The sequence below is a fragment of the Nocardia tenerifensis NBRC 101015 genome, assembly GCF_000308715.1.
GTDB lineage: Bacteria > Actinomycetota > Actinomycetes > Mycobacteriales > Mycobacteriaceae > Nocardia > Nocardia tenerifensis.
In genome coordinates, this window is record NZ_BAGH01000184.1 from 89,040 (window position 1) to 109,538 (window position 20,499).

The following is a 20,499-nucleotide window of genomic DNA, read 5'->3' on the forward strand; positions in this document are numbered from 1 at the left end:
GACAGGGAGTGATCTGTGCCTCACTATCATAGTCACATGACTCAGTCATTTGACTATGAAGTCGTGTTACCGGGATCCACCGCCGCTGGTCTGCCGCGCACGCGATCTCGTCGAATCGAAAGGACAATCAGATGACCGAAACGACGATCGGACTCGCAGTACGCGGGTCCGGCACGGTCGGCGGGGTCGACATCCGGATCGAGGACGATGCCAGTCCGATGGTCCGGTTGATCGGCCGTACCATCGCCGATTCCGTACGCGCCCAGGGCGGGGACGCCGTCGCGGCGTGCGCGGGCACGATCGCGGTGCGCTCCCATGACACCCCGCAGGCCGTCACGGTCACCATCGCCGACGATGTCGTCGCGGTGTCGAGCGGCGTGTTCGCCGAGCCCGATATCAGCGTGACCGTCGACCTGAACGGCCGGTGCGCCCTCGTCGGGGAGCTCAGTGACGCTGACGATCTCGCGGTCGCGGTGCAGGCGCTGCTGTCGCCGCCGCTGCCGGAATGGCGGGCGGCCGCGGAGTCGTTCTGGGCCGCCGCGCGATCGGTGCCGGGCATTCCCAACATGCTCGTCGCGATCACGGAGGGCCCGGACGGCATCGATCAGCATGTCGTCGGTGCGGGCGACACCCACTATGTCATCGCGGGGCCGCCGGAACTGCTGGCCGGGATCTTCTCCGGTGCCGACGATCTGATCGCCGCGCTGTCCACCGGTCTGGTCGGCGTGCGCGGCACGCTCTCGCAGCTGTCGGTGCTGGTCGCTGCTTCCTGGAAGGTTCGTTACGATGTTTGAAATCACCACCGCCACAGTCGATCTCGATGACGCGGTGCACACCGTCCGGCTCGAAGCCACCAATCATGAGGGCTGTTTCCTCGGAAAGAACGTGGCACGCAAGAAGTTCGCCGCGAGCGCGGGCTCCGGGTTCGCGATGGCCGATCTGCTGTTCGGGCTCGACCTGGGCAATGCGCCGACCTTCGGATTCCCCTTCCCGGAGTGGCGTGGGCACGTCTCCGACGTGCAGTTCCGGCCCGACCTGTCGACGTTGATCGAGTGGGAGCCCGGCCTGCGCTCGGTGATCGGCGACTACTGGCAGGCCGACGGCAGCCCGATCGGGATCTGTCCGCGCAATCTGGCCCGCACCCTGGTCGACCGGCTGGCGACACGCGGTTACACCGCGACCATCGCGGTGGAGATCGAGGCGACCCTGTTCCAGGAGTCCATCCACGAGGCGCGGGCCAAGGGATACCGCGATCTGACCCCGCTCGGCGGTTCCGCCGGGACCGCGTATCACCTTGCGAAATCGAAGGATTGGGTCGACTACATGTCGGCGGTCGCGCGACGCCTCGACCGGATCGGCATCGAGTGGGAAGCCTGGAGTGACGAGGACGCGGCGGGCCAGGTCGAGCTGAATCTGGTGCCCGGCGATCCACTGTCGGTGTGCGACAACTGGGCTCGCGCCCGGCAGGTCATGCGCGAGGTCGCCTTCGAGCTCGGCCACACGGTGACGTTCATGGCCAAGCCGACCGCCGGGTACGGGCAGGCCTCGCACGTGAACCTGTCCCTGCAACGTGACGGAGTCAACGCGTTCTACGCACCCGACGGACCGTCGGACACCATGCGGCACGCCGTCGCCGGACTGCTCGCGACCATGCGGGGCGCGACCTCGGTGATGCTGCCGCAGATCACCTCCTACCGCCGCCTGGTCGATCTGAGCGGTCCGCCGACCACTGTGACCTGGGGTATCGCCAACAAGAGCACCGCCGTGCGCGCGGTGTGCGGGCATCCGGCCCAGTCCCGGCTCGAGTACCGCCTGCCCGGCGCGGACGCGAACCTGTATCTCGCGGTCGCCACCATTCTCGCGGGCGTGATCGCCGGACTCGATGGTGCGCTCGAGCCACCCGAGCCGGTCAGCGATCTGGCCTGGTGTGTACCGGATTTGGAGCGGCTGCCCGACACGATCACCAAGGCGGCCGCCGCGCTCGAAACCGATCCGATCCTGCGCGAGCAACTCGGCGACGAATTCGTCGGCTACTGGGTCGGCACGCGACGCTGGGAGTGGATGCAGTTCCACACCACCGGCGGCGACCAGTTCGCCGAGCTCTCCGAATGGGAATCGGCACGATACTTCGAGTTCCCGTGACCGCGCGTGAGACGATCCGGCCGCTGATCGGCACCACCGGCCGGCGGGTCCGGCTCGGATTGATCAAGGGATTGGATTCCCGCTACGGCCATCTGTTCGCGGACGCCTTCATGTCCGACTTCTCCGAGCGCATCGCCGGGGCGGGCGGAGTTCCGGTGAACCTGCCCTACGACGCCGATCCGGAAGCGTTGTGCCACTGGCTATCCGGGGTGATCATCACCGGGGGGCAGGATGTGCATCCGGCGTGCTGGGGTGGTGATCCGGCGGCGGTCGCGGAGGTGGATCCGCGCGATGATCCGATGGTCCACGATGTCGAACGCGACCGCTTCGAAATCGCGCTGGTGCGTGCCGCTTTGGATCAGAACATCCCGGTGCTCGGCGTGTGCCGCGGCCTGCAGATCCTCAATGTCGCGCTGGGTGGCACCTTGATCCCGCATCTGCCGCCGGGCTCGATAGAGCACCTGTCGATGTCGCCGCCGGTCACCGACGGCGCGGACGATCACAAGGTGCGATTCGAGCCCGGATCGGTCGCGGAACGGATCTTCGGTGCGAGCGCGGTGACGAATTCTTGGCACCACCAGGCGGTCGACCGCTGCGGCGCCGGCTTGGTCGTCACCGGCCGCACGGCCGACGGCGTAGTGGAGGCGGTCGAACTGCCGGGCCGGCCGGTGCTCGGTGTCCAGTGGCATCCGGAGTGGATGGAACGGACGGATCCGTCGTTGAACTGGCTGGTCGCCGAGGCGGGCAGGCTCAGCGCGTGCTCACCCACGACATGAGCGGGCGCGGTGCCTCCTCGGGGGCGGGCCGTGCACTCTGTGCGCTGAGCTCGGACCCGAGATTGACGGCCATCCAGGCGTCCAATGCGCCCAGGGTGAGCTCCATCTGGCGTCGGGCCGCGGCCTCATCGGTGAACACCAGCCAGTTGAGGGCGAACCCATCCGACAGGGTGGTCACCAGGTAGATCAGCGCATCGAGGGTGTCCGGCGCGATCGTCTCGCCCGAGGCGGTCGCGGCGGACTCGATGATCGTGCGCATCGTCGTGAACGCCTCGCTGTAGACCATCTCGGCCTGCTTGTCCGATTGGCGGCGAGCCCAGCTGATCAATTCGATGATGGCCGCGGCGAGCTCCGGGTTCGCGAGGTACCACTCCATCACCCCGCTCAGCAACGCCCGCGCACCAGTTCGCACATCGCCGTGAATGTCGTTGCGCGTCAGCACATCCCGGTACTGCGCGGCGACGTGCTCGAAGACGGCGGCGAACAGCAGTTCTTTTGTGGCGAAGCAGTAGTGCAGAGTCGCGAGCGGGGCGCCGGCCTCTTGCGCGATGCTGCGGGTCGTCGCCCCGTCCACGCCGCGAGCGGCGATCGTGCGCACCGCGGCGGCCACCAGATCGGCGCGACGTTCGGTGGAGGGGATGCGTGCCATGCGCTACTCCTGTCCAGTTTTCTGATCACTTGATCAAGTCAATTCTGACACTACCAGTCGTCAAGGTGAATTGATGCCGGACAGCCTGCGTTTTTCATCGACTGAGTCAAATGACTTGATCAAATGATCGTATCGGATTATCGTTATGACTGGCATCACAAGCCGGCTCCCGTCTACGAGCCGCTCGCCATCGCAAATCTCCGAAGAGGACCCCGTGATCCACGAAGATTCAGTTCATCCAGATCGGGCCGGCGACATCGCAAGCCTGGCCATGGACCCGCCGATCGACACGCTTGTCGGGCTCCTGGCGCATCAGGCCAGGCATTCCCGGGACCGTGAGTTCCTCCGGTTCGAGGAGGGTTCCTGGACCTTCGGTGAGATCGCCGACTGGACCGCGCGTCTGGCGCGGCGGCTGGTCGAGGAGGACGGTGTCCGTCCGGGCGACCGGGTCGCGATCATGCTGCCCAACGAGGTGCGGTGGCCGGTCGCCTGGCTGTCGATCCTTGCCGCGGGCGCGGTCGCGGTGCCGGTGAACTCGTCGTATCGGCGCGCCGATCTGGAATTCGTGCTCCGGGATTCCGGTGCGCGGCTGGTGTTCACCGACGCGGCGCACGCCCCGCTCGTCGACGAGGTGCGCACCGCGAACAGCGATCTGGCCGATGTCCGGGTCATCGACGTCGCCGCGCCCGGGGAGCTCACCCGGTTTCCTGTGGACGCGCCCGCGGCGGAAATCACCGGCGGCACGCTCGCGAACCTCCAATACACCTCGGGGACAACCGGATTCCCGAAGGCATGCATGCTGACCCACGACTACTGGGTCAGGCTCGGGTGGGTTTGCGCCCATGCGGCGGGCCTCGGCTCCGACGATGTGGCGCTCACCTCGCAGCCGTTCTCCTACATGGATCCGCAGTGGAACACCGCGCTGTGCCTGACGATCGCCGCGCCGCTGGTGGTGCTGCCCCGGTTCTCGGCCTCGGGATTCATGGCCGACGTGCGCAGGCATCGGGCCACGTTCTGTTATGTGCTCGGGTCGATGCCGACGCTGCTGTTCAAGCAATCGCCCGATCCCCAGGACCGCGACAACCGGCTGCGCATTGTGCTGTGCTCGGCCATCCCCGCCGCCCTGCATCAGCAGCTGGAACAGCGCTGGGGTGCGCCGTGGCGAGAGATCTTCGGGATGACCGAAAGCGGTGTCGACCTGGTCAGCCTGCCCGAGGACAGCGCGGATGTCGGCAGCGGACGGCTGGGCCGCCAGGTACCCACCAAGCAGGTCCGGGTGGTCGACCCGCACGGGATCGACGTCGCCGAGGGGCAATCCGGTGAGCTGATCACCTCGGGCCTGCCGATGATGCTCGGTTATTGGAACCGGCCCGGCGATACCGCGCAGGTGCTGCGCGGCGGCTGGCTGCACACCGGCGATGTGGCGGTGCGAGAGGCGGGCGGCTACCGCCTGGTGGGCCGGCTCAAGGACATGGTCCGGCGCGGCGGGGAGAACATCGCCAGCGCGGAGGTCGAAAGGGCGCTCGAGCGCGATCGCGTCGTCGTCGCGGCGGCGGTGCTCGGCGTCCCGGATGAACTGTTCGGCGAGGAGGTCAAGGCCTTCGTGCAACTCGCTCCCGGCGTCGAGGGGTGCGAGGAGACCGCGCAACGGATCGTCGACGCCGCACGAAAAGAGTTGGCGCGCTTCAAGGTTCCGCGCTACGTGGAATTCGTCGACGACTTTCCGCGCACACCGTCGGAGCGGGTGTCGAAGCCGGCACTGCGGGCGCGGGCCGCCGAGCGACCCGGCGTCACCTATGACCTGCAACCGGCACGGCACGGCAGAGGGGGACCGGATCTGACCGGCAATCACTTGGACATTCGTATCGACGACGACGTCGCGGTGCTCACGCTGAATCGTCCCGACAAGCTGAACGCGCTGGATATGCGCACCCGGCTGCTGCTCGCGCAGACCATCCGCCGTTTCGGCGCGGGCGAGCGAGTTCGCGGGATCGTGCTCACGGGCGCGGGCCGGGCCTTCTCCGCCGGCGAGGATCTCCAGCAGGTTCCGGCCACCTATTACGAGATCCGGGCGGCGTTCGCGACCTTCCACGACATCACCCGCGCGATTCTCGAGACGAAAGTCCCCGTGATCGCGGCCGTCAACGGGATCGCGGTCGGCGGCGCCTCGGAGCTCACCCTGTGCTGCGACGCCCGGATCGGCAGCCCGGCCGCCGAATACTTCCAGCCCGAAAACCATCGCGGAATCATCATTTCCAACGCCTCGAGCATTCTCCTGCGCCGCCTGGTCCGCAATCACGCGATGCGAATCATCCTGGGCTCGAACCGGATCGGCGCCGACGAGGCGCTGCGGATCGGCCTGCTCGACGAGATCGTCGCCCCGGAGGCACTGGTGGATCGCGCGGCCGCTGTAGTCCGCGAGTGGAATTCCGATCCCCGCATCAGCGCACTGCATCTGGGACTGCTGCGCCCTCGTCCCGAAGACATCGAGGCCGCTTTCGCACGGGAAGACGAAGCGGCCCGCCTGGCCTGGGAGTCCGGCGCCTTCAGCGAAGGCGTCGAGGGCTTCTGGGCGGCGAAGAACGCGGCGCCGCCGGCGCCCGCACCGAGCAAGTAGATCGGAGACGACAATGATCACCACCGAAGCGGCGCTGCTCACCGCGCTGAACGAACCCCTGGAGTTCACCGAGATCCAGGTGGACGATCCGGAGCCGCACGAAGTCCGTGTCGCGGTCTCGAATGTCGGCCTGTGCCACAGCGATCTGCACTACATGACCGGCACCGTGCGCGCCGACCTGCCCGTGGTCGTCGGACACGAGCTCGCGGGCGTCGTGGAATCCGTTGGGTCCGCGGTGACTTCGCTGCGTCCCGGCGATCGAGTGGTCGGCGCGCTGACCCCGTCGTGCGGGCTGTGCCGCAACTGTCAGGTCGGGCATTCGACCCAGTGTCAGCGTGCCGCGCAGATCCGGCAGCGTCCCCGGCCCGCCTTCCAGTTGCCCGACGGCCGGGTCGTCGAGCGGCTCGGCGATGTCGGCGCGTTCTCCCGGCACACGCTGATGCGGGAGAACTCGCTGGTGAAGATGCCCGCTGCGGTGGGTCTCGAGGTGGGCTGCCTGCTCTCGTGCTGCATCATCACCGGTATCGGCGCGGTATTCCGCGGCGCGCAGGTGCGACCCGGCGCTACGGTCGCCGTAATCGGTTGCGGCGGTGTCGGTTCGGCCATCATCCAGGGTGCGCGCCTGGCCGGCGCCTCGGCGATCGTCGCCGTGGATCTGGACGAGGCCCGGCTCGCCGCGGCGCGAACCTACGGTGCCACGCACACCGTGCACGGTGCGTCCGACGTTCCCGCCGAGATCAAGGACCTGCTCGGTGACGGCGTGGATTACGCGTTCGAGGCCGTCGGATCGGCGCGGACCGCGGCCACCGCGCTGTCGGTGCTGCGCGCCACCGGTACCGCGTGCCTGGTCGGAATCGCACCCGACGGAACCGAATTGACGCTCCCGGCCTCGGATTTCTTCTTCGGTGAGAAGCGCCTGATCGGCTCTTACATGGGGTCGGGCCAGGCCCATGAGGACATCACCCAGTTCGCCCGCCTGTATCTGCAGGGCAGCCTGCTGCTCGACGAGATGGTCAGTGACGTCATCCCGTTCCGCGCGCTCGACAAGGGTTTCGAGGCGATGAAGTCCGGCGAGGTGACCCGCATCGTCGCCGACCTCACCGTCTAATCCCATCGAACCCCCAAGGAACCTGCAGATGTCGAATCCGCAACTGCCCCAGCCGATCAACTACATCGCCGACGAATGGTCCGAATGCGTGGCCATCCCGGATGCCTGGAATCTCGACCCCAATACCGGACATCCCGTGCACCGCGCCGTCACCACCCGTCCCGCGGACGTGGAACGCGCCCTACGCCATGCGGAACTGTCCTACGGCTTCGCACGCTGGGACGACGCGGCGAGCGCGGAACGGGCCGCCGTGCTGGACCGCGCGGCCGACCTCGTCGCGACCCGGATCGAGGACATCGCTCGGACCGATGCCCTCACCAGCGGTGTCCCGATCGCCAAGACGCGACTGGTCGCGCAATTCCTGTCGCATCGGATCCGTTCCGCCGCAGCGGATCTGCGCACCATCCCGCGCCACACGGCCCTGCCGGCCGACGGGCGCGACGTGCGGCTGTACAAGGTCCCATGGGGACCGGCGGCCATCCTCACCCCGTGGAACGGCCCGAGCTTCATCCCCGCCGCGAAGGTGGCCAGTGCGCTGGCCGCCGGGTGCCCCGTCATCCTCAAGCCCTCGGAGCATGCGCCCAGTAGCGCGCAGATCATCGTCGAGTGCTTCGTCGCGGCCGGATTACCCTCGGGCGCACTGCAACTCGTGCACGGTGCGGGCGATGTGGGTGCCGCGATCACGGGCGATCATCGGGTGCAGATCGTCTCGTTTACCGGCGGCCCGAACGCCGGTCGCGCCATCGCCCGGGCGGCGGTGGAGGACTTCAAGGTGCTCCAGCTCGAACTCGGCGGCAACAATCCGGCGCTGGTGCTGGCCGACGCCGATATCGACGTCACCGCCGACGGCCTCCTCGACGGCATGACCAAACTCAACGGCCAGTGGTGTGAGGGACCCGGAAAGGTGCTGGCGCACAACAGTCTTGTCGAACCGCTGCGTGAGGCACTGCTGGATCGCCTGGCCCGCCTGGAGATCGGCCACTCCCTGGACGAGAACACGCAGCTGGGCCCCATCTCGAACGCCCCGCACTTCGCCACCCTGCACAACCGCATCGACGCATTGCGCTCCCACGGAGCGATCATCGATCAGCCCGCGAAACTGCCGGAGCTCGAAGGCTTCTTCCTCTCGCCCACTGTCGCCTCGGGCATCGACCCGGCGGTCGCGACCGCGGAGCTGTTCGGACCGCTCATCACCCTGCACGGCGTCGAGTCCGACGAAGACGCCCTGCGCGCGGCCAACGCCAACCCCTCCGGCCTGGACGCCTACGTCTTCGGCCGCGACGTGGACCACGCCATCGACATCGGCGCGCGCATCCGGTCCGGGGAGGTACGCGTGAACGGCGCGAAGATCGCCGATCTCGCCGACGGCTCGGCCCAAAGCTTTTGGGGCACTGCGGGAATCGGCGGTCACGCCCCCGGCGAATCGGTCCGGGTGTTCTGCGGCGACCGCGTGGTCGGCGTCGATTCCCCCGACCTGCCCCTGTAACCACCACTTCGACGAAAGCGCACTCTCCATGAACTCCACTCCCACCGCGGACAACGGGATCGTCGACGTCATCGGCGTCGGCGCCGGATTCTCCGGCCTCTACCTCGCACACCGGCTCACCACCGCCGGATGGTCCTTCGCGGGCTTCGAAGCCGGACCCGATGTCGGCGGCACCTGGTTCTGGAACACCTACCCGGGTGCGCGCTGTGACGTCGAGAGCATCTACTACTCGTACTCGTTCGACGAAGCGCTCCAACAAGAATGGACCTGGAGTCAGCGCTTCGCGCCGCAGGCCGAGATCCTCGCCTACATCAACCACGTCGCCGACCGCTTCGACCTGCGCAAGCACTTCACCTTCGGTACCCGCGTGGTCGCCGCCACCTGGAATGCGGCCGAGCGGTTGTGGGAAGTAGGGCTGGACAACGGCGAAACCCGCCGCGGCCGTTACCTGATCTCGGGCGCCGGAGGCCTTTCCACCCCAAAGGATTTCGACGTGCCCGGTCTCGGGAACTTCACCGGACTCCAGGTCTCCACCAGCAGCTGGAACATCTCGCTCGACGACCTCGCGGACAAGCGGGTCGCCGTAATCGGCACCGGATCGTCCGGGGTGCAGGCCATTCCACTGATCGCGCAAGTCGCCGAGCACGTCACGGTTTTCCAGCGCACGCCGAACTATGTGATGCCGGCCCGCAACGCGGAACTGCCCGCGGCGCAGGTCGAATCCATCAAGAGCGAGTACCCGGCGATCCGAGAAGAATGCCGGCACTCGCCCGGCGGCATCCCCGACCGCCCCGCCACCGACCGGGCATTGGACGTACCGGCCGAGGAACGCCGCCGACGCTACGAACGCGCCTACCAGCTCAGCGGATTCAACGGCGTCGGCGCCGAGTTCGCCGACCTGCTCGTCGACGCCGAAGCGAACCGGACCGCGTCGGAATTCCTGCACGACAAGATCCGGGAAATCGTTCGGGACCCGGCCACCGCCGAACTCCTGGTGCCCAAATATCACCCGTTCGGCGCCAAGCGCAGCTGCTTCGGAACCGACTACTACGAGACCTTCAACCGGCCCAACGTCTCGCTGGTGTCGCTACGCGAGGAGCCGATCGAGACGATGACCGCGAACGCGATCGTCACCCCGAAGAACACCTACGAGGCCGACGCGCTGGTGCTCGCTATCGGGTTCGACGCCTTCACCGGCCCGCTGTACGGGCTCGGGCTCACCGGCGCGTCCGGCCGGAAGCTGCAGGACGTCTGGCAGGACGGTGTCCGCACCTACCTCGGGATCATGACCGCGGACTTCCCCAACTTCTTCATGGTGGCGGGCCCGCAGAGTCCCGCGCTCGCCAGCAACGTGGTGATGACCATCGAGCAGGCCGTCGACTGGATCGCCGACCTGATGGAGCACGCCCGCGAGCGCGGCGCCACGGTCGTCGAGGCCACAGCCGAAGGTCAAGACGACTGGGTCGACGTCACCGAAAAGACCGTTGCCGCAACGCTGTACGCAACCACCGAGTCCTGGTACCGCGGCTCGAACGTGGCAGGCAAGCCCAGCACCTTCATGGGCTACGTGGGCGGCGTCGGCAAGTACCGCCGGATGTGCACCGAGATCGCCAAGCGCGGCTACCCCGGCGTCGAAATCGACGGGCAGGCGCAGTGCCGCGCGCTCGGGCCGATCCACGAGGAGATCTCATGAGCACGGCAATCCACCGGCGGTATGTCGCCTTCTCCGATGCCCACTACGCCGGTAACCTCGTCGACGGCGCGTTCGCCTTGAAACTGTTCGGCGACGTCGGCACCGACCTGTCGATCGCGATCGACGGTCATGAGGGCCTTTTCGCCGGATATTCCTCAGTCGAATTCCTTGCCCCGGTGCGCGGCGGCGACGTCGTCGAAGCCGAGGCCCGGCTGGTGAAGAAGGGTAACCGGAGCCGCACAGTCGATTTCGAGCTCCGTGTGGTCTGCCGCGCGGCCGGGGAGTCCGGCCGTTCTCGAGTCCTGGATTCACCGCTGCTCGCGGTACGTGCCCGTGGCACCGCGGTGATCCCCCATGAAGAGAAGGGATCGTCATGAAACTGCTTCACGAAACCGGTTGGGCGGCAACGCCTGCCACTGCGGAACCGCCGTTGGACGAGGAGATCACCTGCGATGTCGTGGTGATCGGCGGTGGTGTGGGCGGCATGTCGGCGGCCTTGCGCGCGGCCGAGAACGGCGCGGATGTGGTGCTGCTCGAATCCCACACCCTCGGTTGGGGCGCCAGCTCCCGCAACGCCGGGTACGTCACCAACTCCATCGCCGCCGACCCGGAGCTGCTGCGGCTGCTGCTCAAACCCGAACGCCTGCGAAACCTGTACCGGTACGCCGAGAATTCGGTGCACTTCGCCGAAGAGGCCATCATCCGCCACAACATCGAGTGCGGCTTCCAGCACGAGGGCATCGTGATGGCCGCCGTCTCCAAAGGACAGTTGCGGCACGCACGCCGCAACGCGAAGGCGATGGCCGAGGCCGGATCCTCGGCCGAATTCGTCGAGGGCCGGGCGGCGGGCCTGCCGGAGGGCTTCCTGGGCGGCGTACGCGAGGGCGTCGGTGGCACGCTCAATCCGGGTGAGTTCGTTCTCGGCCTGCGGGCCGCGACGATCGCGTCCGGTGTGCACGTCTACGAGCACACCCCGGCAAGCGATGTCACCGACACCGGTGACCAGGTCATCGTCGCGACTCCGGATGGCCGGGTGCGGGCGCGAAAGGCGTTGCTGACGACCAACGCTTACAGTGCGGGCCTGTCCATCGCGCCGAAGCGTCTCGCCAGTCCGGTGTGGACTTCGCTGGTCGAGACCGAACCCGTCGCGGCCGAGCGGCTCGACGAGATCGGCTGGACCAGTCGCGCTCCGATGGTCACGCTGCACATGATCCTCGAGAGTTACCGCGTCACCCCTCGGGGCACCATCGTGTTCGGCACCCGCCGGCTCCAGACCGGCCGGAACCCGCTGCCGGACCGCACACCGGACCAGAAGGTCGCCGACGACCTGGTCCGCGGATTCCACGAGCGCTTCCCAGGACTGCGAGATGTCAAGGCGCAGAGCGCATGGGGCGGCTGGATCGGCATGAGCTCCACCTGGCTTCCAGTCGCCGGCGAGGCCTCCGACAATGTGCTCTACTCCCTCGCCTGCAACGGCCACGGCTTCGCCCAGGCCCAGTACGTCGGTCATCTGCTGGCCGACCACGTCGCCGGTAAGGCGCTGCACGACGACCTGGCCGCGATCTGGCACGGGCGCAAGCGTTTCGGCCCGAGTTTCGTCAGCGGGCCCGCGCTCTACGTGGGCTGGCTCGCCGACCGCGCCTCGGACCGTCTGGCAGTCCTCACGAAATAACCCTCCGCTCGACCCGACCGCACGGCGCTCCGGCCACCCGTGCAGGTCGTCTGATTTCCCGATTCAAGGAGTAACAATGTCCATTCGAGAACTGCTTTTCGCGGCTGCGGACATCTGGATGATCGCCGTGGGATTCACCTACGGCATCAAGTTCATTCGCAACTACAAGAATTATCTGCTCGGCCTCGAATGGATCATTGTCGCCACCTCGGGTACGAACTTCCTGATCTACGGGCTGATCAAGGCCGGACATGACAGCCCCATGTACGCCTTCGCGTACTTCCTGGACGCGTTCTCCCGGTCGGTCGGCATCACGCTCATCCTCGTCCTCGGATTGATGGGCGTGACCCACCGATACAAGCCGTCTGTCGGGGTGGACATCGGCGTGTTCGCTCTGGCAGGCGCGGCGGGCTTCGTGCTCAGCCAATTCGCCGAGGAGATCGGCACTCCCGGCAAAATCTTCTACATCGTGGTGAACGTGCTCACGACGATGTTCTTGGTCTACTTCGCCAAGCGGCTGTGGAACATCGGCGAGCGCGGGCACGCCGTCTGGACCGCGGTCGCCACGGCCTGCGGATTCGTTATCGCCTCGATCTACGACTTCATCCACATTCCGGGCGACGATGCCGAGCACACCCTCTTCTACATCGGCGCTTTGTCCACCTGGGGCCTGCAGATGTTGACGTACTTCCGCGCCTATCGAGTGTTCGATGCGCACAACCAGCGCACCGAAGTCAAGGCGGTCAACGGCGCGCCGGCCAAGGCTTGAATACCCCGCCTCGACATCGATCGGAACAAAGGAGTTCGAAATGACAACGCACGAATCACATGAAGAGACCACCGCGGTAGTCGTCATCGGTGCCGGAATCGCGGGATTGACGGCCGCGACCACCCTGTCCACAGAAACCGACGTGGTCGTTCTCGAGGCCGGCGATCGCACCGGCGGCCGCGTCGAGACCGTCCGCCAGGGCGATTACTGGATCAACGTCGGCACCCAATTCACCGAGGGCACAGGCACATTGATCGAAGCCCTCGACCGGCACGGCATCGAACGAGGCTCGCTCGCAGGCAAGAGCGTCGCGCTGCACCTGAACGGCAGAACGGTCGACACCTCGAATCCCCTCGCGCTCATGTTCCGTACGCGCATGTCGATGACGGACCGCATCGGCATGGCCATCGTCGGCGCCCGCATCCTGGCGGCCATGCCGTTCCTGGAATCGCAGTCTCGTATCGCCCAGCGGGTCCGCGCACGGCTCGACGCCAAACCGGCCTCATATCTGCTGAAGGGTGTCCGGTCCGAGCTGGCCGCCGCCGTCGTACGGTCGTGGTCGGCGCAGTGGATGGGATGCGAGGTAGGGGAGACCGCCGCGACGCAGCTCGTCACGTCAGTAGGCATCGCTCTGGCCGATCCGGCGAAGATCCCGAACTTTTCGCTGCCGGTGGGCGGCAATCAGACGCTGACCGATGTACTCGCGGCCGACCTGGGCGAGCGCATCCGGCTGAACACGACGGTGCGATCGGTGCGGCCGGACGGCGACGGCGTCATCGTGGACTACCTCCACGGCGACCGGCCGGCGCGACTACGCGCCGAGCGCGCGATCGTGACCGTCCCTGCCGATATCGCCGAACAGATCATCCCGGATCTTCCACCGCGGTACGCGGGTGCTTTCGACGATATCGCCTACGGCCGCTACGTGATCGTCGGATTCTTCACCGACGATGTCGGCCCGCAGCGCTGGGACGACTACTTCGCCGTCTCGACGCCACAGCTGTCCTTCCAAGCCATGTTCAACCACGCCGCGGCGATGCGCACGGGCGATGATCGCAAACCCGGTGGGGCACTGGCCTGTTTCGCGGGCGGTGCTCAGGCCGACGCCATGTTCGACCTGTCGGACGCGGAGATCGTGTCACGCTTCACCAAAGACCTGCTCGCCGTATTCCCGGAGCTCGAAGGGAAATTGGGCGAAGGCATCGTGCGGCGGCACCATCGGGTCGTGCCCTACTGGGGGCCCGGCCGACGGACCTCGCTTCCTACGCTGCGGGCTCCCCTGGGGCTCATCCACCTCGCCGGCGACTATCAGCTCGAGCTGCCCTCGCTCGCCGACGCGGCCGCATCGGGCGAGCAGGCGGCGCAGGCGGTGCTGGCGAGCCTGCGCCGATCGCCCCACCAGGCACGTTAACCTCTTGCCATGACCGGGGTCGCGCGGCTCGTTGTCGGACTGGTCGCCGGCGTGATCGCAGGTGCGACCGCCTGGACCACCTCGGGACAATGGCCGTTCGGACTGCTGATCCTCATCATCACAGCCGCAGCGGTCAATGTCGTCTGGACCCTGAAAGTCCTGCTGCCCAAGGACTTCGAGGCGACCCGCGCCCATGCCGCCGCCGCGGACGTCGACGACCAAGTCGGCGATATCGCGCTGCTGCTCATCCTGGTCGGCAGTCTCGCGAGTATCGGAATATTGCTGGTCTCGGGCACCGACAAGAACAAAGCCCTGTACGCGGGCCTCGCGATGACGGCCGTCCTCACGGTCTGGGCGCTACTACACACGATGTACACAGCGCGATACGCACGGGTCTACTACCAGGCGCCGGAAGGCGGCATCGACTTCAATTCCGAGACGCCACCCCGCTACACGGACTTCTGCTACTTCTCGTTCAATCTCGGTATGACCTACCAGGTTTCGGACACAAACGTCTCCGATTCCGGCATCCGCTCCGAGGTCCTCAAGCACTGCCTCTTCGGCTATATCTACGGCACAGTGATCATCGCGTGCAGCATCAACCTCGTCCTGGGCCTGGTCGGGTGAGGATGACTGCGGGGCGATCAGCGGCGAGCCACACCCGCGAATTAAGGCAAGGTGTTCGACAGCCCGGCTTTTCGGCACCAGGCAGACTCGGGTGAGGCCGGGTTTGGTCCTGCTGTCGGCGCGTGGCTTTGCCTCGTCTAGGGGCTACCTGCTGGTCTGAGTTGCCAGACCAGGCTGTGGTTGCCGGTCATCATTGGGTTGCACCACATGGTGCGGCCTGCGGCGTCTCGAGTCGTGGCGCCTTCCACGAAACAGGCCTGCCCAGGGCTTGGTGGTGGCTGCGCGTGGGCCGGTCCGGCTGTGAACGCGATTGACGCGGCTATCGCTATTGTCGCTGCGTAATGCCGTGTGCTCATATCGACCACCTTCGCTGGTCGGGAGACTGCATTGACGGGATTGACGAGCTACATGCCAAGTGTATTGACCTGAAGCGACCTGCATGTATTTCAAATCGACGTCGTTGTGGACGTCGCAGCCGGGAGCGCTAGCGATCGGCGGCTATGCCGGGGCGGGTGTGCTTCGCAGGGTTCGGGTGCCCGGTGTAGGTGCGAGCCGGTGCTGAACCTGTAGTGGCGTTCGACCCAGCGCGGTGCCGTATGACTGAGCTACTGATATGCGCCCGGTTGCTTGGTGGTGTGTTGGCAGACATGGCAGCGGGGGACGATGAGTGCCGCGTCCGGCGCGAGGGGTGTGATGTCGAGGAGTGCCTGGGGCCGCTCACCGTCGCTGATGCGAGTCCATTTCCCTTTGAGATCGATCCACTCGTCGCGGTCGGCGAATCGGACGCGGCCTTCCAGGTTGGCGTGCTGGCGGGAGCCGGCGGCGAGTTCGAAGCAGAGTTGAGCGATCAGGAGTTGATCGTCGGGGTGGAACTCGGGGTTGTGGTGGCGCCATCCCGCGAGTGGACTGTCTGGCGCGGTGAGCCATTCGTGGACGAATCCGGACTTGAGGTCGACCAGTGCGACTGCGTGGCCGTCGGCAATCGGCATGTGCCGCACGGCAATTGCGCATGGGTCGGGGTGGATCTGCGGTTGCTGGTTCCCGGTGATGTCGCAGACGACCGCGCGGATGGTTCGTTGCGTTGGGTGGTTGGTAACTCGCGCGGCGAGGTGGAGTTGCCGCGGGCTGCCGTCGTCGAAGCTGCTGGTGAGGGTGCCGGTCCAGCGGTCGGCTGGGGCGGCGAGGTTGAACAACGAGAGGAAGCCGGTTCGGTCGTCCCAGTGGTGGGCCGCGGCCAGGATTTCTGGAAGGGTCAGCCCGGTGAAAGCGGCACCTGGGGGTAGCCGTAGCAGGTAGTTTGCGGCGGATGTGGCAGTGGCGATGCCGGCGGGGTTCCATTCGATCACCCCGACGACGGGCAGCGTCGGGGGTTGTTCGGTGACGTAGCCCGCCCAGACCGCGGCGGCGTCGACATGTCCTGAGGGGCCCAGGACGGGAACGGCGAGCATGTGTACCGCGCGGCCGTCAGGCAGTGTGGCGGATCTGTCGCGGGTCTGCCTGGACTCGACGCACTCCCAGATCAGTGGAGCGAGATTGGCTGAGGTGGTGCGAGCGCGGGAAATGCTTGCGCGGGTCAGTTTGGAGAAGGCTCGGGGCTGGGATCCGTCGAGGACCATAGAGCAGTCGTCCGGGCCGACCGTCGTCTCCACGACCACCCAGCTGCGGGCCGTCTGGAACCGTGCGGCATCAGTGCAGAGACGTGCAGGTGGCTCGTTTGGCGCTGTCGCTGGTGCCGCCGCTATGGCGCGGTGGGCGAATGGCTGGCGAGCGCGCTCTGTCGGCGCCTGCTCGGCCTCCACGCCTTGACGGCGGGTGTTCGGAGCGTCCATTGCCGACCTCCTTCCGGTCGGCCCGGATCTGACATACCGGGCTCTGATTCGAGCCTGATTCGAGCCATAAGCGCAGGCCAGGAAGTTTCCACGGATGGAAAGAACCTTGATCGAGGCATAGCATTGTGATATGAGTCACCCGGCTCTCCCTCCTAGGCGTCCGGTGCAGGCCGGACGTGGATACGGGGATCCCTCAGTCGGCAACGAGCCGTTTGCTGAGACGAGGCTTCGAGCACCGGGGTCGGGGTTGACCAAGCCTCAGCCACTCGGAGCCATCGCCGAAGCCGGCTCGTTGACTATGGCGGACCTGGCGTGTGTGGCGCACGTTCCGAGTAGCACGCTGGCGCGGTTGTGGCTCGATCCGATGTGGCTTGACGGGGTGACTGGGGCGACCCTCCAGAAATTGCTGCCGGCGGTACCGGGGCTGGCGCGCTACCTCGAGGACCGCAGCCATTCCGCCCGGCTCGAGGCAGCGCTGCATCAATGCGTCGAGTCCGGACTCGACATCCAGACCGGCCGACTGGGCCCGTTGATCGAGAGCCGATCGATCCAATATGTCGCGACCGCGCTGGAGGCGGCCGCGGCGACGATGCGGCTGGACGCGCGTGGCACCGTGTCGAGTCTGGCGCGGTGCTGGGGCGGCAGTCAAAGCCTGGCCCTCGACGCCGTGATCGACCCAGCGTGCGGGCTGATATCGGAGCCGAACCTGTTGATCGAGAAGGCTGTTCAACTCACCGACCTCATCGACACCAGCGCCAACTCACTGCACACGACCGTCGGCTACGGGATCCTTGTGCACAAGGTGACCAAGCTGACCGGTTCCGTCCCAACCGATAGTCCACCGGCGACTAGGTGCTCCGCCTTCGCGTACCGCAGCGGCGTCATCGGCATGCTCCTGCGCACCGGAGATCCAGACGCCGCGCGTGCGTACCGGCGCGAGCTGGAAACCCATCCGCTGTTGCAGCGCAACGAGTTGTGGTCCCTGGCCACATTTTCCGCCGACATACCCCAGACCCGGCAGTTCAACGTCGACTCGAGGACCGGGTTGGCGCACACCGCCGCCGACGTGATCGGCGATCTCTCCGAGCTCAACGAGGCATACCTGCACTACCTGGTTACCAGCGCGATCCCGGTCCTGCTGCACTATGATTCAACCTTCGGATCCCGAAGAGCTGTACTGGTGAACACGCTGGGCGCGCGACTCGAGCGCGGTATCGAAGATGCTCGAACACGCTCTGTGAGTGTCGGTTTCATGAAGTCCATACGCTAGACCTCCCCACGGAGCGAGGAGCAGTCGTGCTGGGTGACGAGCGAGTGTCGGATGCCTACGCCAAGAACGCCGAATTCTGGATCACGATCGTCCGCGACAAGCTCGATCCCTACCAAACCCTGCTGACCGACCCGGCGTTGCTCGACTTTATCGGTGACTGCGAAGGCCTGTCGGTCCTCGACGCCGGCTGTGGCGAAGGCTATCTCACTCGAGAACTGATCCGTCGCGGCGCCGATCACGTCGCTGGGGTCGACACCTGCCGAGAGTTCGTCGACGCGGCCATTGGACATCCGGAGCACCAACCCGGGCGAGCCAGCTTCCATCATGCCGACGTCGCAGACCTGCCGCTGGCGGAGGACAGCGTGGACCTGGTCGTGGTCAACCGGCTCCCGAATGGAATCGACCAGCCCGAGACACGTTTCCGCGAATTCGCGCGCGTCTTGAAACGGTCGGGCCGGCTGATCCTGCTCGGTATGCATCCGTGCTTCTACGCCGCACGTGCCGAGCGCACCGCCGCGGGCAGCGACGACTTCTCCATCGACGACTACTTCGGTGTCCGGACCGTCGAGCAGCGCTTCAACGTCGAGGGAAAGGTCTCACCGGCGGCCTCGGTTCAGCAGTTCTACTCCCTCGAGGCGTATATCCAGATGATCACTTCGGCTGGATTTGTCATCGCGGATCTGCGTGAACCTCACCCGACCGTGGAACAGCGACGGCAGAACCCATGGTGGGATCAGAATTTCCGACGGCCGCTGTTTCTCATGCTGGAATGCATTCCGAATAACTGACTGCTCGGTTGCTGCGAGTGTTCGGCAGCTATGGGATGTTCGAGCTACTCGACTTTCTGTGTGGAATTTACTTGCGCTGTTTTGTGGCGTGCGTTACATTCGAAGTCAGTCCTTGATCTTGAGGATTTCTCCCGGCAACCGCCGCTGCGGAACCGGATGACGCGAACCGAACAAACTCCCCGCACCGCCTCTGGCGGTGATGGCGCGCGCGTGACTCGATGCGCATAGCGGAGTTTCCGGTGTGACTCATCAGCCCCCATGGGCACCGAATGCCTTGACGCTCAATGGTGTTCGGCGGTGCACGGTCGGACGGGAGAAGCCCATGAAGATGCTCGAAACGCGCACATGCCTGGCTCGCCTGGTTGGACAGCATCAACCGGCCGCCGAGTGGGACGACGCGCTCAGTGAGAGATGCGAACGTCTCTACGACGAAATTATCGATGTTGAGCGACGCTTGCGCCGCCACGCTCGATTGCGGCGTGAATTCGACGATGAATGAAAGCGGTCCGAGGACGTTCGATCGCTGACTCGGTCACGCTCGGCTCTGCAGACCTGTCTTGAATCGGCATTGCGCTCGGCGCTGCTGTGGCGCAGTCGAATTCGTTCGAAATTGCTTGGAGGTGACACGTATGCCTGAAAAGCCTTGTGAGCATTGTGGGCGTGCCCGCCGCGATCCGGTTCTGAATATCCGTCAGATCAGCGCACGAACCGGACATTCACCCGATCGAATCAGGCATCTACGAGTTGAAGGACACCCACTGTATTCGCTGGCATGGAAAGCCGGTGATGCCCGGAACGCGCCTTTGATGCTCGAAGCCTCCGTGGTCGAAGAGTGGCTCAAAACGTATAAGGAACGGGGGCTATCGCTATGAAACACAACAATGCTCCGAGACCACCCGGTTGCCGCGCGCGAGATCGTGCGCTGGTTCTTCTCACCGCCAGCGCCCTCGGCGCTACAGCTCTCGCAGGCGCAGGTGTCGCTGCGGCGAGGCCTGGACCGAAGCTGGCCGCCGCTGGGTGTCCGGCCGTGGCCGGCGTGTTCATGGCGGGTACGTGGGAAACGAACGCCAACGCCGATGAACGCGAGGCTGTTGGACTACTGGGCCCGGTAGCCACAGCGCTGGCAGAAGAGTTCGGGCCACGGTTCGAGTTCCGATTACCTGCCTACGCGGCAGCAGCATTCGACGGAATGGCCTACGGCGATAGCAAGGCGACCGGTATAGACGCCGCCCGGCGAGTGATCACCGAGATTGCCGAGCGGTGCGCGGCAACAAAGTTCGTACTGGCCGGCTACAGCCAAGGCGCCGATGCAATCGGAGAAGTTGCTGCCTCCATCGGCTGCGCCTCGGATCCAGTAGCCGCAGACCGGATCCTGGCCGCCGGCCTGGTGGCCGACCCGCGACAGGGAACCGCGGGTGGGAAGCTCGTGGGCCCGGCAGTGGAAGGCGAAGGGATCGCTGGGCCGCGCCCGAGCGGATTCTGCGGGTTGTCGGCAGTCACGGCCGAGATCTGTGCGCAGCAGGACAAATACTGCGCGACATCCGCCGCGTCGAACCCGATCCTGGCTCAGCTAGGTCGAGTGCTTTCCCAGCCAACCGAGGATAAGCACGCCGCTGACCCCGGGGTTGACGCCGACCTGACCAGGTCGTTGGTCTCGGACTT

General features: G+C 66.1%; 18 protein-coding genes. 16 read left to right on the plus strand and 2 right to left on the minus strand.

Going from position 1 to position 20,499, the window contains the following annotated elements:
• The first annotated feature begins 131 nt into the window (after positions 1–131).
• From ON39_RS15305 to ON39_RS15315, 3 genes are read left to right on the plus strand one after another with little or no spacing between them, the layout of a single operon-like run.
• Positions 132–794: a hypothetical protein gene (locus tag ON39_RS15305; RefSeq protein ID WP_040734700.1), complete on the plus strand. Its 663-nt coding sequence runs from the start codon at positions 132–134 to the stop codon at positions 792–794.
• Positions 787–2,142: a glutamine synthetase family protein gene (locus ON39_RS15310; RefSeq protein WP_040734701.1), complete on the plus strand. Its 1,356-nt coding sequence runs from the start codon at positions 787–789 to the stop codon at positions 2,140–2,142. Before ON39_RS15305 ends, ON39_RS15310 begins: the two co-directional genes overlap by 8 nt.
• Positions 2,139–2,918 (plus strand): gamma-glutamyl-gamma-aminobutyrate hydrolase family protein, encoded by a 780-nt coding sequence (locus ON39_RS15315; protein ID WP_040734702.1) that lies wholly within the window; start codon positions 2,139–2,141, stop codon positions 2,916–2,918. Before ON39_RS15310 ends, ON39_RS15315 begins: the two co-directional genes overlap by 4 nt.
• Here ON39_RS15315 and ON39_RS15320 read toward each other — a convergent pair.
• Positions 2,893–3,567, minus strand: a complete 675-nt coding sequence (locus tag ON39_RS15320) for a TetR/AcrR family transcriptional regulator (RefSeq protein WP_040734703.1) — start codon at positions 3,565–3,567, stop codon at positions 2,893–2,895. The genes ON39_RS15315 and ON39_RS15320 overlap by 26 nt on opposite strands.
• Positions 3,568–3,838: 271 nt before the next feature.
• On the opposite strand from ON39_RS15320, the gene ON39_RS15325 reads away from it, so the two are divergent.
• The 9 genes from ON39_RS15325 (at position 3,839) to ON39_RS15365 (ending at position 14,950) form a co-directional block, all read left to right on the plus strand.
• Positions 3,839–6,184, plus strand: coding sequence for an AMP-binding protein (locus tag ON39_RS15325; RefSeq protein WP_051186650.1), 2,346 nt, complete (start codon positions 3,839–3,841; stop codon positions 6,182–6,184).
• Positions 6,185–6,197: 13 nt separating this feature from the next.
• On the plus strand, positions 6,198–7,292 hold the full coding sequence (locus ON39_RS15330) for a Zn-dependent alcohol dehydrogenase (protein ID WP_040734704.1): 1,095 nt from the start codon (positions 6,198–6,200) through the stop codon (positions 7,290–7,292).
• 28 nt (positions 7,293–7,320) lie between these two features.
• Positions 7,321–8,778 carry an aldehyde dehydrogenase family protein gene (locus ON39_RS15335; RefSeq protein ID WP_040734705.1) on the plus strand — a complete coding sequence of 486 codons (1,458 nt, stop codon included), beginning with the start codon at positions 7,321–7,323 and terminating at the stop codon, positions 8,776–8,778.
• Between the two features lie 28 nt (positions 8,779–8,806).
• Entirely contained in the window at positions 8,807–10,471 is a 1,665-nt protein-coding gene (locus tag ON39_RS15340; protein ID WP_040734706.1) for a flavin-containing monooxygenase, read from the plus strand.
• Positions 10,468–10,848 (plus strand): hotdog domain-containing protein, encoded by a 381-nt coding sequence (locus ON39_RS15345; RefSeq protein ID WP_040734707.1) that lies wholly within the window; start codon positions 10,468–10,470, stop codon positions 10,846–10,848. The genes ON39_RS15340 and ON39_RS15345 overlap by 4 nt, the downstream gene beginning before the upstream one ends.
• Complete coding sequence (locus ON39_RS15350) at positions 10,845–12,143, plus strand: NAD(P)/FAD-dependent oxidoreductase (RefSeq protein WP_040734708.1); 1,299 nt, start codon at positions 10,845–10,847, stop codon at positions 12,141–12,143. Before ON39_RS15345 ends, ON39_RS15350 begins: the two co-directional genes overlap by 4 nt.
• Positions 12,144–12,219: 76 nt before the next feature.
• Positions 12,220–12,912, plus strand: a complete 693-nt coding sequence (locus ON39_RS15355; protein ID WP_040734709.1) for a hypothetical protein — start codon at positions 12,220–12,222, stop codon at positions 12,910–12,912.
• Positions 12,913–12,952: 40 nt separating this feature from the next.
• Positions 12,953–14,323, plus strand: a complete 1,371-nt coding sequence (locus tag ON39_RS15360) for a flavin monoamine oxidase family protein (protein ID WP_040734710.1) — start codon at positions 12,953–12,955, stop codon at positions 14,321–14,323.
• Between the two features lie 9 nt (positions 14,324–14,332).
• Positions 14,333–14,950 (plus strand): DUF1345 domain-containing protein, encoded by a 618-nt coding sequence (locus ON39_RS15365; protein WP_040734711.1) that lies wholly within the window; start codon positions 14,333–14,335, stop codon positions 14,948–14,950.
• Positions 14,951–15,555: 605 nt separating this feature from the next.
• On the opposite strand, the gene ON39_RS15370 is transcribed toward ON39_RS15365, so the two are convergent.
• Positions 15,556–16,779 carry a GAF domain-containing protein gene (locus ON39_RS15370; RefSeq protein ID WP_146251312.1) on the minus strand — a complete coding sequence of 408 codons (1,224 nt, stop codon included), beginning with the start codon at positions 16,777–16,779 and terminating at the stop codon, positions 15,556–15,558.
• Between the two features lie 349 nt (positions 16,780–17,128).
• Between ON39_RS15370 and ON39_RS15375 the strand changes: the two genes are divergently transcribed.
• The 4 genes from ON39_RS15375 to ON39_RS45910 all read left to right on the plus strand — a co-directional run.
• The gene (locus ON39_RS15375; protein ID WP_169335884.1) at positions 17,129–18,049 is read left to right on the plus strand and encodes a hypothetical protein; all 921 of its coding nucleotides are present in this window, start codon (positions 17,129–17,131) and stop codon (positions 18,047–18,049) included.
• A 26-nt stretch (positions 18,050–18,075) separates the two neighbouring features.
• Positions 18,076–18,837, plus strand: a complete 762-nt coding sequence (locus tag ON39_RS15380) for a class I SAM-dependent methyltransferase (RefSeq protein WP_040734714.1) — start codon at positions 18,076–18,078, stop codon at positions 18,835–18,837.
• A gap of 322 nt (positions 18,838–19,159) precedes the next feature.
• A complete protein-coding gene (locus tag ON39_RS48805) occupies positions 19,160–19,336 on the plus strand; it encodes a hypothetical protein (RefSeq protein ID WP_157195473.1) in 177 nt (58 codons plus the stop codon).
• 528 nt (positions 19,337–19,864) lie between these two features.
• A partial coding sequence (locus tag ON39_RS45910) for a cutinase family protein (RefSeq protein ID WP_157195474.1) occupies positions 19,865–20,499 on the plus strand: 635 nt, incomplete at its 3' end.

Bases quoted from the DNA above. Each gene is read 5' to 3' on its own strand.
- ON39_RS15305 (WP_040734700.1), top strand. From the start codon at position 132: ATGACCGAAACGACGATCGGACTCGCAGTACGCGGGTCCGGCACGGTC.
- ON39_RS15310 (WP_040734701.1), top strand. From the start codon at position 787: ATGTTTGAAATCACCACCGCCACAGTCGATCTCGATGACGCGGTGCAC.
- ON39_RS15320 (WP_040734703.1), bottom strand. From the start codon at position 3,567: ATGGCACGCATCCCCTCCACCGAACGTCGCGCCGATCTGGTGGCCGCC.
- ON39_RS15325 (WP_051186650.1), top strand. From the start codon at position 3,839: ATGGACCCGCCGATCGACACGCTTGTCGGGCTCCTGGCGCATCAGGCC.
- ON39_RS15330 (WP_040734704.1), top strand. From the start codon at position 6,198: ATGATCACCACCGAAGCGGCGCTGCTCACCGCGCTGAACGAACCCCTG.
- ON39_RS15335 (WP_040734705.1), top strand. From the start codon at position 7,321: ATGTCGAATCCGCAACTGCCCCAGCCGATCAACTACATCGCCGACGAA.
- ON39_RS15340 (WP_040734706.1), top strand. From the start codon at position 8,807: ATGAACTCCACTCCCACCGCGGACAACGGGATCGTCGACGTCATCGGC.
- ON39_RS15345 (WP_040734707.1), top strand. From the start codon at position 10,468: ATGAGCACGGCAATCCACCGGCGGTATGTCGCCTTCTCCGATGCCCAC.
- ON39_RS15350 (WP_040734708.1), top strand. From the start codon at position 10,845: ATGAAACTGCTTCACGAAACCGGTTGGGCGGCAACGCCTGCCACTGCG.
- ON39_RS15355 (WP_040734709.1), top strand. From the start codon at position 12,220: ATGTCCATTCGAGAACTGCTTTTCGCGGCTGCGGACATCTGGATGATC.
- ON39_RS15360 (WP_040734710.1), top strand. From the start codon at position 12,953: ATGACAACGCACGAATCACATGAAGAGACCACCGCGGTAGTCGTCATC.
- ON39_RS15365 (WP_040734711.1), top strand. From the start codon at position 14,333: ATGACCGGGGTCGCGCGGCTCGTTGTCGGACTGGTCGCCGGCGTGATC.
- ON39_RS15370 (WP_146251312.1), bottom strand. From the start codon at position 16,779: ATGGACGCTCCGAACACCCGCCGTCAAGGCGTGGAGGCCGAGCAGGCG.
- ON39_RS48805 (WP_157195473.1), top strand. From the start codon at position 19,160: ATGAAGATGCTCGAAACGCGCACATGCCTGGCTCGCCTGGTTGGACAG.